Source organism: Alcanivorax sp., from assembly GCF_040118815.1.
Taxonomy (GTDB): domain Bacteria; phylum Pseudomonadota; class Gammaproteobacteria; order Pseudomonadales; family Alcanivoracaceae; genus Alcanivorax.
This window is the reverse complement of record NZ_JBEDTC010000019.1, coordinates 71260-84665: the sequence shown is the minus strand read 5'-3', so window position 1 is coordinate 84665 and position 13406 is coordinate 71260. Positions and strand designations below refer to the sequence as shown.

At 52.1% G+C, this 13406-nt stretch carries 10 protein-coding genes; 7 read left to right on the top strand and 3 right to left on the bottom strand.

The window, feature by feature from the left end; translation table 11 throughout:
• Nucleotides 1-38 precede the first annotated feature (38 nt).
• Nucleotides 39-1655 (top strand): alkyl hydroperoxide reductase subunit F, encoded by a 1617-nt coding sequence (gene ahpF / locus ABNH18_RS14295; protein WP_349383477.1) that lies wholly within the window; start codon nucleotides 39-41, stop codon nucleotides 1653-1655.
• Nucleotides 1656-1947: 292 nt separating this feature from the next.
• On the opposite strand, the gene ABNH18_RS14290 is transcribed toward ahpF, so the two are convergent.
• Together ABNH18_RS14290 and ABNH18_RS14285 are read right to left on the bottom strand one after the other, a co-directional pair.
• Nucleotides 1948-3756, bottom strand: a complete 1809-nt coding sequence (locus tag ABNH18_RS14290) for a S8 family serine peptidase (protein ID WP_349383476.1) — start codon at nucleotides 3754-3756, stop codon at nucleotides 1948-1950.
• Nucleotides 3757-3928: 172 nt separating this feature from the next.
• Complete coding sequence (locus ABNH18_RS14285) at nucleotides 3929-4285, bottom strand: roadblock/LC7 domain-containing protein (RefSeq protein WP_349383475.1); 357 nt, start codon at nucleotides 4283-4285, stop codon at nucleotides 3929-3931.
• Nucleotides 4286-4364: 79 nt separating this feature from the next.
• Here ABNH18_RS14285 and ABNH18_RS14280 point away from each other — a divergent pair, with 79 nt between their 5' ends.
• Nucleotides 4365-4511, top strand: coding sequence for a hypothetical protein (locus ABNH18_RS14280; protein WP_349383474.1), 147 nt, complete (start codon nucleotides 4365-4367; stop codon nucleotides 4509-4511).
• 235 nt (nucleotides 4512-4746) lie between these two features.
• Here the strand turns inward: ABNH18_RS14280 and ABNH18_RS14275 are convergent, their stop codons facing one another.
• The gene (locus ABNH18_RS14275; protein ID WP_349383473.1) at nucleotides 4747-5217 is read right to left on the bottom strand and encodes a very short patch repair endonuclease; all 471 of its coding nucleotides are present in this window, start codon (nucleotides 5215-5217) and stop codon (nucleotides 4747-4749) included.
• A gap of 70 nt (nucleotides 5218-5287) precedes the next feature.
• On the opposite strand from ABNH18_RS14275, the gene ABNH18_RS14270 reads away from it, so the two are divergent.
• The 5 genes from ABNH18_RS14270 to ABNH18_RS14250 all read left to right on the top strand — a co-directional run bounded on the left by ABNH18_RS14270 (nucleotide 5288) and on the right by ABNH18_RS14250 (nucleotide 13406).
• The gene (locus ABNH18_RS14270; protein ID WP_349383472.1) at nucleotides 5288-6856 is read left to right on the top strand and encodes a DNA cytosine methyltransferase; all 1569 of its coding nucleotides are present in this window, start codon (nucleotides 5288-5290) and stop codon (nucleotides 6854-6856) included.
• A 172-nt stretch (nucleotides 6857-7028) separates the two neighbouring features.
• Nucleotides 7029-9707: a Z1 domain-containing protein gene (locus ABNH18_RS14265; protein WP_349383471.1), complete on the top strand. Its 2679-nt coding sequence runs from the start codon at nucleotides 7029-7031 to the stop codon at nucleotides 9705-9707.
• Nucleotides 9704-10690: a PD-(D/E)XK motif protein gene (locus tag ABNH18_RS14260; RefSeq protein ID WP_349383470.1), complete on the top strand. Its 987-nt coding sequence runs from the start codon at nucleotides 9704-9706 to the stop codon at nucleotides 10688-10690. Before ABNH18_RS14265 ends, ABNH18_RS14260 begins: the two co-directional genes overlap by 4 nt.
• Nucleotides 10687-12510, top strand: a complete 1824-nt coding sequence (locus tag ABNH18_RS14255) for a hypothetical protein (protein ID WP_349383469.1) — start codon at nucleotides 10687-10689, stop codon at nucleotides 12508-12510. Before ABNH18_RS14260 ends, ABNH18_RS14255 begins: the two co-directional genes overlap by 4 nt.
• Complete coding sequence (locus ABNH18_RS14250; RefSeq protein WP_349383468.1) at nucleotides 12507-13406, top strand: hypothetical protein; 900 nt, start codon at nucleotides 12507-12509, stop codon at nucleotides 13404-13406. The genes ABNH18_RS14255 and ABNH18_RS14250 overlap by 4 nt, the downstream gene beginning before the upstream one ends.

The following is a 13406-nucleotide window of genomic DNA, read 5'->3' as shown; positions in this document are numbered from 1 at the left end:
TACGTCACTGAATACTCTTTCAATTTAAGGGAATACCCATGCTCACGAATGAAATTTTGCAGGCTCTTAAGGGCTACGCCGCCAACATGCAGAAGAAAGTTACTTTCGTGCTGCAGGAAGGCTCCCATGAAAAGCGCGATGAACTGGCTTCGTTCCTGTCTGGCATCGCTGGCGTCAGTGACAACCTGGCGTTCGAAGAACGCGACTTGGGTGGCGTATTGCGCAGCCCGATCAGTTTTCTGTTGGAAGCCGATGGAGAAGACACGGGTATCCGTTTCTCCGGTATTCCTGCAGGCCACGAATTCAATTCCCTGGTGCTGGCGTTTCTGCATGCATCCGGGACAGACATTAAGCTGGATGACAGCCTCCAGCGCATGGTCGCCAATGCCAAGGGCGACATGCATTTTGAAGTGTTTATCAGCCTTAGCTGCCACAATTGCCCGGACGTGGTGCAGGCCCTTAACCAGTTTGCCTTGTTGAGCCCAAATATCAGTGCCGAAATGATCGATGGCGGGCTGTTCCAGGATGTGGTCAACGAGCGCGATATTCAGGGTGTGCCCAGCGTCTACCTGAATGGCGAACTGTTTGCTAACGGCAAGGTGACCGCGGCGGAGCTTATCGACAAGCTTCTCGAACATGATCCGAGCATTGCCCAGGCGGGCGCTGGCGAAAAAATGCCATTACAGGACGTGACCGTGATTGGTGGTGGTCCTGCCGGGGTGGCGTCCGCTATCTACAGTGCCCGCAAGGGCCTGAAAGTCACCCTGATTGCCGATCGTATTGGTGGCCAGGTGAAAGACACCATGGATATCGAGAACCTGATTTCCGTGAAGAAAACCACCGGCCCGGAATTGTCCGGTGCCTTGCAGGCACACATGAACGAGTACGACGTGACGGTGAAAGAACACCTGAAGGTCAGCCGGGTGGACAACGGTGAAATCAAAACCGTAGTGCTTTCCTCCGGTGAAGAAATTGATACCAAAACCGTGATTGTGGCCACCGGTGCTAAATGGCGCGAACTGGGTGTCCCCGGTGAGAAAGAAAACATCGGTAATGGTGTGGCCTATTGCCCGCACTGCGATGGTCCTTTCTTCAAGGGTAAGGATGTGGCGGTGATCGGTGGCGGTAACTCTGGTATCGAAGCGGCGCTGGACTTGGCCGGTTTGGTCAAATCCGTGAATGTGTTCGAGTTCATGCCGGAATTGAAAGCCGACAAGGTGCTGGTGGACAAGGCAGAAAGCAAAGCCAATATCACCATCCACAAGAACGTGGCCACCAAACAGATCACCGCCAGCAATGGCAAGGTGGATGCGATCGAGTACGTGGATCGTGAAACTGAACAAGTGCACACCTTGCCGCTGCACGGCGTGTTCGTACAGATCGGCCTGGTGCCCAACAGTGGTTTTCTCGATGGTGTGGTAAATCGCAGCCCCATGGGCGAAATCGAGATTAACGAAAAATGCCAGACTTCGGCAGACGGCATCTATGCCTGCGGTGACGTAACCACCGTGCCGTACAAACAGATTGTGATCAGCATGGGTGAAGGGGCCAAGGCATCATTGGCAGCCTTTGAATATTTGATGACACAGAGTGATCGTCTTGACGACCTCTATGAGAATGGCAATGACGAGCAGAAGGAGTCTGCCGTCGCCTGACCCCGCTGGCGCTCACCAGTAAAACCCAAAAGCCACCGTTCGCGGTGGCTTTTGGGTTTAAGAGACGCAACACGATGTTGTGGGAGCTTGCCTGCTAGCGAAAGGTCCGGAGACTATCGCGGTGGAACCACCGCTCCTACAAAAACGGCCGGTTCCACCCTCTCCAGGGTAGAGGCGAGAGGTGTTGTCACGGTGTTACGTGAAGCGTGATACATGCAGCGTCTCTTTCTTTAAGGCACAAAAAAACCGACGCCCCAGGAGGGAGACGCCGGCAAATATTGAACAGTAAACTTTATGGGTTGGTGAGCAACGTATAGGCACCGGAGCCGCTCTGGGCCTGTACCTGCCAGCGGTAGTAGCCGCTGTTCGCGCTGGAGTGGATCTCTGCTACTCCGCCTTGCGGGCTGGCGGACGTTACATTGTTCCAGCCGCAGAAGAACAGGAAGCAGCTCTGACGTTGCAGGGTGACTGTGAAGCTGGCCCCTGCGGGGCTATACAACCAGGCGTCAATTTGCCCACCGGAGAAGTTGAACCCGTTGGACGGCAGGATCACGGAGCCGCCGTTATTCAGCTGGCCTTCATAGCTTGTGCAGTCCGGGCAGGGAGAGGTTTCTGTGCCAACGCTCAGTGTTTCATCGGTACTGCCGGTTTGGTTGGCCGTATCGGTAACCGTCAACGTGACAGTGAACTCGCCATTCACGCCGTAGTCATGGCTAATTTGCTCGCCGCTGGCCACATTGCCGTCACCCAGAGTCCAGTCCCAGGCTGCTACGGCCACATCATCACTGGAGCCGCTGGCATCCAGCTGACAAACCGTGCCTTGGCAATCAGCGGTAAAGGCTGCGGTCGGCAGGCGGTCAACCCCGGAGCCATCTTGCTGAGTGATCTGCAGCAAACGGTTAGGCGATTGATTGCCCGCGTTGCTGATGGCCCCTGTTGCGGTGTCGTTTACCAGAGCCAGGTTTACCGCATCAGGCGTGGCGCTGGGGTTGGCGGCCAAATACAGGGCGGCGGCGCCGGCTGCATGCGGGGCTGCCATGGAGGTGCCATCAATACTGTTGGTCTGGGTGTCCGACTGATACCAAGCCGAGGTGATGTCGCTGCCTGGTGCAAATAGATCCACACAGGCGCCATAGTTGGAGAAGGAAGAGCGTGCGTCGTCACGCGTCGTGGAGCCGACAGTCAGCGCTTCAGGCACCCGATTAGGGGAGCCGTTACAGGCATCGGTGTTGTCATTACCTGCAGCAACCACCATGGTCACGCCAGCATCGACGGCGTTGGCGACGGCAGTATCCAGTGCGGTAGAGGTGAAGCCCCCGAGCGACAGGTTAGCAACGGCAGGTTTTTGGTGATTGCCGGCAACCCAGTCGATGCCGGCAATAACAGCAGAGGTGCTGCCGCTGCCAGAGCAGCTAAGGACTCTTACTGGCACCACGTTAGCCTGTTTCGCAACACCATAGGTGCTGCCGGCAGCGGTGCCGGCCACATGGGTGCCATGGCCGTTACAGTCTTCGTAGTTTTCAGGATCAACGCTGCCGCCAAACAGGAAGCTCAGAGGGTTGTCGCTGACAAAGTTACGTCCGGGCACTACGCGGCCGGTAAACTCTTGGTGGCTGGTGCGCACCCCGGTATCCACTACGTAGATATTCACATCCCGACCACCGCTATCCGGGTATTGGAAGCTGCTATCCAGCGGCAGGGCTGGCTGGTCCACACGGTCCAGCCCCCAGGTGGCGTTATTCTGCACCGCCACCGTGGTCACTACGCGGTCAGGCTCAACAGAAATAACACCGGGCAGGATGCCGAGCAGGCTAGCCTGTAGGTTCGTCAGCCTTACGGTCATGCCCAATAAGGCGTTGTCATAGGTGTAAAGCACCTCGCCGCCACCAATGCCTGCCAGCAGCGTCTGAATGGCCGTGGTCAGGCTGTTAAGGCCCAGCTGTTCGGTAATATTCGGTACCAGAGTGACAATATACTGGTTTTGGATAATGTCCCCGGCAGCGGGGCTTTCGGTGGTGTTGTCATCGGCCCAGGCAGGCGATATGACACTACCCCCAATAATAGCGGCCAGTATCGCGGCCTTGAATGTCGATCGCGCCATTGTGTTCCCTCCAGTACGTTAGTTTCAGAACGCTAAGGAAACGCCGTGTATCTCTCCATGGGCGGGATGTAGGATTTTTGTTGCTATGAAAATGATTCAGGGGCCTGTAAGCCCCGCTTTTATTGGGCTGCAGAAAAAATGAGAACTGGTCGTGAAGGGCGGTAAGCGATATTCAGATTAACCCGCTCAACTGGGAAACGGTTTTCCACACCAGCATCTGCATGCGCTGGGAATTGATCGTTGGCTTCGCCAGGCAGGCAAACACCATATCCTTCACCGGCCAAATACTGATGCAGCCCTCCCGGCAACGGATAAACACCTCCTCGCTATCACCCAGTTTCAGCCCCTCCAGTACCCGGTCACAGGCTTTCTTCATCTCAAAGAACAGCGCACTCTGATCATCAAAATCCAGCCCTTCACCAAAGTGCACGACCGGCATCCCGTCGCTGCTGATCAGGGAGACCAGAAGAATCTCGTCGGAGGAGGTGTGCAGGGATTCCAGGGGAGGGGTGAGGGTGGTGAGCTTCATTATTGTTATCCGTGCGTTGGAGGCTTGGGTTTTAGCTTAGGGGGCAGGCGAAGACGGGTCAAAAGAAGTTGACAGGCACTTGGCAGAAAGGATTGAAGGCGCGGATCAGGGTTTTACTACTGCTGTCTTTATGTGCAGTATCGCAGCAAAGGAGGTTGCCATGTTTAGTGAAAAGGATATTCCTGACTGGGGCGATGAAAGTAAAGCAGGGCTCTTCGAGTGGTGATATGTAATGGCGAATGGAGGGATGGCCTTTCACCCGGATGATGCCCCATCAACCATTGTATTCATCGAGAGCGGAGAGCCGATGTTTACTGCTGGAGCCTGTCGCAAGCTCGAAAATATCTTTGTCCGGATGGAGCACCAACACGGGAACAGCATTTACGATGCCGGTTTTCAGGCGGTGTGGGAATGCTTGGCTACAAGTTAATCAAGGGTGATCGGGTGCGGCTGCAGAACCATCAATTTGGCCGACCCGCGGGTCTCTGTCTAATTTCGGCGTCATTTTCATCAAACTGCAGCCAGCGCACAGCGGTTTCGATTGTTTCCTTGATACCCAGCATGTTTTTGCCCTTAAGGGCGCATTCCCAGATGGTGAGCGTCTTCCATCCGAGTTTTCGGTATTCGACAAGGTTGGCCGCATCTCTCATGCGAGTTTGTTCAATCTTCTGTTGCCAAAACGCTTGTCTGGTACTGGGCCATTTAAATAGATGGCAATCATGGCCATGCCAAAAGCAGCCATTGATCTGGATTATTGCCTTGTATTTGGGGAAAACCAGGTCTGGTTTGCCGGGCAGGCGTTTCTCATGAAGTCGGTAGCGGAAGCCACGCCTGTGAAGCTCGGATCGTATGATGAGCTCTGGCTTTGTGTTCTGCCCCTTGATGTTGGACATCATTCTTGATCGGGTTTTCCGATCAACGACATCAGTCACAATTAATGCCTCCTGGCATACACCTGCTTTCCTGGTATGCTAGCCCAACTAATAGAATCTGGCTTAAAAAATGTCAAAGAATATCAATGTGATAGACCTTTTTGCGGGCCCGGGAGGTCTAGGTGAAGGCTTTAGTGCCTTCGAGCCAAAGGGAAAATCCAAAGGTGGCTTCCGGATTCGTATGTCTGTCGAGAAAGAGGGTAGCGCTCACAAGACGCTCTCTCTAAGGGCTCTGTACCGACTATTGAAGGGCTCTGGAGACGCCAGACACTACCATCAATATTTCGCAGGACATACCGATCGATCTGAGTTCCTAGCAAAGGTGCCAGACGCATGGCAGGAAGCAAATATCGAGTCTTTGGGCGGCCCCAAAGCGCTAGGTGAAGACAATGAAGTTATTCACAAGCGTCTAAGAGAATTAGTGAAAGAGAAAGCAGGAGAGCCATGGGTGGTTATAGGTGGCCCGCCATGTCAAGCGTACTCGCTCGCCGGGCGCTCACGGAATAAAGGGATTAAAGGCTATAAGCCCGAAGCGGATAATCGGCATTTCCTGTATCAGGAATATCTGCAGGTGCTGTCTATAATTCAGCCTGAAGTATTCGTCATGGAGAACGTGAAGGGAATTTTAACCTCGCAGGTTGGAGGTGAGCGTATTTTTCCTTCTATCAAAAAAGACTTGAAGAACCCTTCTAAGGCAGTGAGGGACGCTCGGGTCGGCGGTAAGGAATATAAAATCTATTCTTTTGTGGCTGAGCCTGATGAATGGGATGAATCCGGCAATGGGTATGCCAATGATTCTGATTACATTATCAAAGCTGAAAATTTTGGTGTGCCGCAGGCTCGTCATCGAGTGATTTTGCTAGGGGTGTGCACAGATATTGATCGAACCCCAAGCCTGATAGCAACGCAGGAGCCTGTCCAAATCGAGAGTGTTCTCGCTGGGATGCCCCCGCTGAGGAGCAAGTTGTCGAAGATGGCTGACAGTCCTGAAGCTTGGGAAGAGGTTATTAAGGATCAGGCTCGCTCTATGATTAGAGAGCTGGGCCGGCAAGGGTGCAATGCGGATCTGGTGGCATGCATTGAGAGAAATGTAGAGAAGCTACAATCCCGGAATCCGACTCTTAGCAAGAAACGGAAAAAGACACCCTTTTCAACAGATATACCCATGGGCCTTAAGGCTTGGCTTAGTGATGACCCGCAAGAGGTGTTTAGGAATCACGAGTCTCGTGGCCACATGGAATCCGACTTGGGGCGCTATTTTTTCAGTGCCTGCTGGGCGGAGGCGTATTCAGTAGCGGAAAATCCAATCCCGAAAGCGGCAGACTTCCCAGATTGTCTTGCGCCAGCCCACGCAAACTGGAAGTCTGGGCACTTTGCTGATCGATTCAGAGTGCAAAGAAAGGGGCGGCCAGCCACAACGGTGACCAGCCACATTTCGAAGGATGGGCATTACTTTATTCACTACGATCCGACGCAGTGTAGGGCGCTGACAGTAAGGGAGGCTGCTAGGGTGCAAACATTTCCTGATAATTATCTTTTTGAGGGTAACCGGACACAGCAATATGTGCAGGTGGGAAATGCAGTGCCCCCGTTCCTTGCTAAACAGCTTGCTGGAGTGGTATTTGATCTGATTCGCTGACTATTAGACTGGTCAGTTGCGTTTGGGTCTAATAATTTGGGCGGAAAGATTGGGGGCTGTCTCTCCTGGTTTGCTAAAGACTTGGACTAGGTGCATTCGTGCTGGGATCATGGATTTCTGGTTCGAGTAGTGATAAAGGAGGGCGAATAATTTAGTTTATGAAGGAGAGGGTATGGGCGCCAATAAAAGAATAAAAAAGCTGGAAGACAACCTGAATATGGAGATCCAGCACAGGGGGTTGACGCTGGAACAGGCTTTTGACTCTGTTCGCGATCAGCTTGAGGGGTATTTTGCCGCGACTGAGGCGTTTGAAGACCTCGACCAGGCCAGAAAGAATGTCGCAGCCAGCCTTCAGAGTATTGACCATCTGACTAGGGTAAATGCTGTTCGAACCAGAAGGATGCCTTGGTACAGTGGTCCCAGCGCCCAATCGTCAAACTGGGATGCCTACAGATCGTTTCTGATGGAGAAGGGCTGGGAGAATACGATCCCCAGCATTGACGAGAGCTCTAGTGGCGTAGTTGCTTCTCTGTACAACCCTGGTACACCAAGGTATGAGTCCCGAGGTCTGGTTCTCGGTTATGTTCAGAGCGGAAAGACTGCCAATATGACGGCTGTAATCGCGAAGGCTGCTGATGCGGGCTACAAGTTGGTGATTATTCTAACAGGTATGGTCGAGAAGCTCAGAAAGCAGACCCAGAGAAGAATCGAGTCAGATTTGATACTCCGGCCGGGAGCGCAAAAGTGGCATCGCTGGACGACGGAAGATGCTGACTTCACGCTGCAGCCTACAAATCCGGGGTTTCAGTTCAATCCTTCTGAACGGAATATTCTGGTTGTCAAGAAGCAGAAAGATGTTCTTCAGCGCATAGTTGAAAAGCTGAGCAACACTTCCGCTAATACAAAAAATGATACTCCTGTTCTTATCATCGATGATGAGTGTGATCAGGCCTCAATCAATGCTGCAGGTCGCGATAATGAGATCACCACGCTTAATCGCCTGATACGGGAAATAATGAATCACCTGCCCAGGCATAGCTATGTAGGTTACACAGCTACGCCATTTGCCAATGTCCTCATCGACCCATCGGTAAAGCCTGACGAGCCATTGGATCTGTATCCCAAGGACTTCATCTATACACTTCCCAAACCAAAAGAATACTTTGGTGCGGAGCGTTTGTTTGGCCGCGACCTAATTGATGCAGAGGAGCCACTTGGAGAGGATGAGGAGTTAGACGTCATAAGGCTTATACCGGAAGAGGAGATTCCCTCTCTTTCCGTGTCCAAAGACGATCCCGATTTTGAGCTAACGGAATCTGCAGCTGAGGCCCTTGATTATTTCCTTCTGGCGACAGCGATCCGGGAGCTCCGTGGGCAGTGTGATGAGCACTCAACCATGCTATATCACACTTCTCACCTTCGTCAGGTCCATGGCCAAATTGCTCGTGAAGTAACGAGGCTTCTTCAGCATCGTCGCGATATGATAGAAAAGAGGTCATCATCCTATCTGAAGACTATTGAGGATCTTCTGGATCGAGAAATGGCAAAGGTTCCTCCCTCGCTCTATGGTTATGAAGAGCCAGATATAACGGATCTTGTGCCACATTTACATACTGCTGTCCGGGCTGCTGAGGTTGTGGTTGTCAATTCGGAATCCGATGATGATCTTGACTATGGAAATGCAGAGGGGGAAAGCGGGAAACGTTATATAGCAGTTGGAGGGAATGTTATTTCTCGCGGTCTGACCCTGGAAGGTTTGGTCAGTTCCTTTTTCATGCGCACCTCCAAGCAGTACGACACCCTTATGCAGATGGGTAGGTGGTTTGGATACAGAAAGGGATATGAGGATCTGCCGAGGGTCTGGATGACTGCGCAGATGCAAGAAAATTTTTATCGACTGGCTACAGTGGAAGCGGATATCCGGGAAAAAATTCGGGTTTATGAACAGGAAGAGCCTGATATAACTCCATTGGATGTAGCAGTAAAGATTCGACAGATTCCAGGGTTGGCAATAACAGCAAGGAACAAGATGCGCGCAGCAAGACGCTGCAGATTTAGTTTTGCAGGTGAACATCGGCAGACCACCTGTTTCCAGCATAAGAATACGAGAGTCCTTAATAGCAACTGGAGCGCTGCTGAGCTGCTGGTTAATCAGGCAGCTCAAGCATCTTCCCTTGAACATGTAGACCGTGGTGTCATTCTGCGTGGCGTGGACAGGGAGCTGGTGGAAACATTCCTGAACTCTTATGTTATCCATGGCAAGCATGCTGATCTCGTTGATTACGGGTGTAATGCAAACCACCTGCTCAGATATATCAGCAGGAGAAAGCAACAGTCGAGTGATAACCTAAAGTACTGGAACATCGGAATTGTTCAGCCTAGGGGAAATAGACTTTTGGCAGAAACGGAGATAAGGGGGTTGTCAGGTCTTTCGCTCATTAACCGCTCAATGTTTCAAGAGTTAGTGAATGGCGATGCAGATATCAAGGCCCTCATGTCTCGTGGTGATATAGCCATCGATATGGATGACTATGTTCCTGGTACAGAGAGCTGGGCTGCAATCAAAGCTGAGAGGGTGCGTAGTGGCATGAATGTACCGCTATTGCTGTTGTATCCCATCGATAAGGATTCTGCGCCTGCGGAGCGAACAGTGAAAGGCTCTGGCAAGGTTATTGAATCAAAACGACATCCTTTGGGGGCATCGGCTCATGTCATGGGCATGGGAATCCTTTTTCCTAAAGTGGAGGAGGGGGATGATGAGGCGTCTCATTACGTAGAGGTAGTGCTTCCAGAGCCTGAGGAGGCTGATCTTTCTGACGAGGAAGAACTGGATGAGGTGAGTGCGTCATGAGTCTTGAGAGCAGCATTAGGTCTTTGAGGGAGGACAGGGCTGGATACTCCTCTGAGCTGAGAGTCCCGTCCAGTCCTGTAGGCTCAACATTCGTTCATGGAACGGAGGTGAGGGTTGCGCTTGGGGGGCATGATCGGCCAATGCTGCTTTTGCCTGTGTCATCTGAAGAGCTAAGAAAAAAATTGCCAGAGGCTGAAGGGCTTGTTATGGAGTATGCCCAGTACAAAGGTACCAGCTCGGCAACAGGTTTTTTCCTCCAGGTATCCAGCAGGGATAAGCAACTAGAAAGCGTTTTTCTCGATCTGGTAGAAAATATATGTGGCCGTATCCGAAATGGTGAGGGCGGTCATTCTGCTTTGGCTGAAGCGATTGATGAATTTCGTAACCTTCTAACCCGCTCTCGCCATGCGGTAGAAAAAAGCCGTATTTTGGGGTTGATGGGGGAGCTCATTTTCCTGAGTAAGGCTCTTGACTGCAATTCTGAGTCAGTCGATTTTTGGACGGGGCCAACGGGTGCGCGGAGAGATTTTCTGTTTCCTCAAGCAGCCGTTGAAATTAAGACTACTCAGCAATCAATGGGACGAAATGTAACCATTCATTCCTTGGCGCAGTTGGCTACAGACGATGCAGAAAGTCTTTTTGTTATGTTTTATCGGCTGGAAGAGGATCCGGGAAAAGGAACAAGCGTCAGCGAGCTGGTGCAGGCCATAAAGTTAAGGCTTGATTCCGTTGATGACTTCGAAGAGAAGCTGGAGTTAATAGGATACAGTGCAGCTTGTGCAGATGCATGGGATGCATTTAGGTGGACGCTACTAGAGGCGCAATCCTACCAAGTTTGTGATGGCTTTCCTCGCGTTATAGTAACCTCATTCCCTGATGGCCTGCCCCTAGGTGTGTCACAGGTCAACTATCAGCTTGATTTGGATCAAGCAAAAGAATACAGGGTATCTACAGGGAGTCTTTCTGAAAGGTTGTCATCATGAAGGCGTTTGAGCGTCAGTCCGAAAAGTATTCCCGGTTCGGAAATATGTCTGCCCAAGGTATCAAGCGTTTGTTGGGTACTCCAACAATTGATCAGCTTCAGACCGTTATTCGTGAGGCAGTGCAGAACTCATGGGATGCAACTGTCGGGCGGAATAAGCCTCAGTTTATTGTGCATCTCCGCCAGTTGAATGATGGAGAGATGCAGACGGTACGTGAAGTGATATTCGCAGATTACGTGCCAGAAGAGACCTCTGACTGTCTTGCCGGGTTCCTTGCACAGGAGAGGCCTTGGGTTCTTGAACTATCAGATATAGGGACCAGCGGTTTGGGAGGGCCTACTGATGCTTCAGTTATTACCCGTGAAGATGAAGACAGTGATTTCGTGGATTTTGTGCGTAATGTGGGGACCCCGCGAGACACCGTTCATGGTGGAGGCACCTATGGCTATGGAAAATCTTCTCTTTACAGCCTGAGTCGTTTGGGCACGATCATTATCGACAGTCAGACCCGATTCAAGGGTGGGAATGAGCGCCGGCTGATTGCCTGTCGAGTGGCCTCCAGCTTTATTGTTGAAGGAGGGGCGAACAGAGGGAAGTACACAGGCCGCCACTGGTGGGGTAAATATGACCTGTCGGGAGAAGGGCTTGATCCTGCCACCGGAAATACGGCCAAGTCCGTCGCTCGAAAGGTTGGAGCATTGGAGCGAGAAGAAAAGGATTACGGCACGAGTATCATGATTCTGGATCCGGTAATGGATGATGAGCCGGAGAAGGTGATGAATGCGATCCAGCGGGCATTACTGTGGAACTTCTGGCCTAAAATGGTTACTTATCCGGGCAAAGGGGCCTCCATGGCCTTTCGCACTATGCTTAACGGTGAGGAGATGGTTCTCCCCGATATTGACGATTGCCCGCCACTCGATATCTTTGCCACTGCTTTGAGAAATTTGAAGGGGGGGGAGGGTATTAACATTGATTGCCTGCGGCCGCAGAAGCACCTCGGTCTCTTGCGTATCGAAAAGGAGCCAAGGGGGCTGCGTCTTCCGGGATTTGGTCCCCAGGATGATGACATGTTTCCAGAGGCTGCCTGCCATGTTGCCCTGATGCGGCCAGCCGAACTGGTGGTGAAGTATTTGGATGGCAACCTCCTGCCGCCTGTAGCGGAGTGGGGAGGTGTATTTGTTTGCACTGATGAACATGACGTTGAGCATGCCTTTGCGATGTCGGAGCCTCCTGCCCATGATGATTGGTGCCCGAAATCAATGCCGAAGGGCAATGCCAAAACTTTTGTGCGAGTGGCGCTTCGGCGAATCAAGGAAAATATGGAGCAGGTTGCGGGCACAGCCCAGATAGACACGGCCGGACAGGGTGCTGAACTGGCTAGAGTGTCTGGCAGGATGGGGGCCTTGCTTGCTGGCGCCATTGGTGACGGGCTGAGTCCTTCAAGACGAGCGGGTAGGCGAGGAAATTCTCCGAGAAAGCCTAAGTCTCTGCGAATTACAAATCTTGAGGGCTATGGTCCCGCAGAGTGGAGTGAAGGGGAGGTGCTAGCTTGGTTTTCTTTTGAGGTTGAGAGCCCTGAATCGCGGGAGATCACCATTTCAGGGCATCCAAAAGTATTTATAGATGGCGAGAACAGCGACGATGCCCCAGATGGGACGCGTCCAGAAATCCGGGCCTGGCTCAATAAAGATGAGGAGCTTCTTGGCACGAGTGAGAGGCTCATTGTTGACTCTAATCTTGCAAGCACGGTCTGGGTGGGTATCACGATTCCCGCTGATTGTGCTGTGAGCTTTACGCCAGAGATTGTCGAGTCATGAGGAAGAATGTTGTTCTGCCGTATACCGTGCTCCGGTCGAACTCTGTCGCATTGGATGCAGGCAGCTGGTATCAAAAGAAAGATGACGATCGAATCCTCTGGCTTGAGGATGGTGGTGCGGTCCCAGACTGGAGCTATGATACCCCCCTGACTTTGGGCCGAGAGATACATATCGACGGACCAAGATTGCTTGATGAGCTGGAGCTCACGGATACTGGCGCGTCATTTGAGCTGATTTATACCCTGCATGTCAGTAATTTAAGGCAGAGAAAGGTGATTCATCGGGAGGCGCTGGACTTAATTGGCGATCATCGTAGCGAGTTCCTAAAAACCCTTAATAGCAACCTTCTGTGTGAGCAGATCAAGCTGACCTGTAGCTTGGTATTGAAGGAAGATCTGGATTTCGGTCCGCGTTGGGCGCCTTCGGTCAAGGGCGCTGTTTGTTGGCAGGATGACACGATTCTTGACCTAGAGGGGGAGGGTAGTCGCTTTCCGATGCGCGATTGCGCCTTTTCTGAGCATTACCAGCTTCCAAACGGGGCCGCCTGGCACCTGGAATGGCGGCCAGCGCTGTTACATTATTCATTCAATAGTGCGGTGACACTTCTGTTGAACTCAGAGCGCAAGGAGTTTCTCGATAAGGTCCAGGCTGGAGATGGCATTCTTGTGGAGCAGGTCATGTCAGCGATAACCGGAGAAATTTGCGCCAGCGTGTTGTGCTCAGATGAGTTTATATCTGATGCTGGCGAGCACCCCGAGGGGTCTTTGGGGGCGGTCGCCAGAAGTTGGCTTCTGGGCGCTTTGCCGGGCAAGAGCCTGTCCGATATCAAGGCACTATATGAGCAATCCCCGGCAGAAGTGCATACTGCACTTCGTGGTTTGACCGCGGGAGTATGA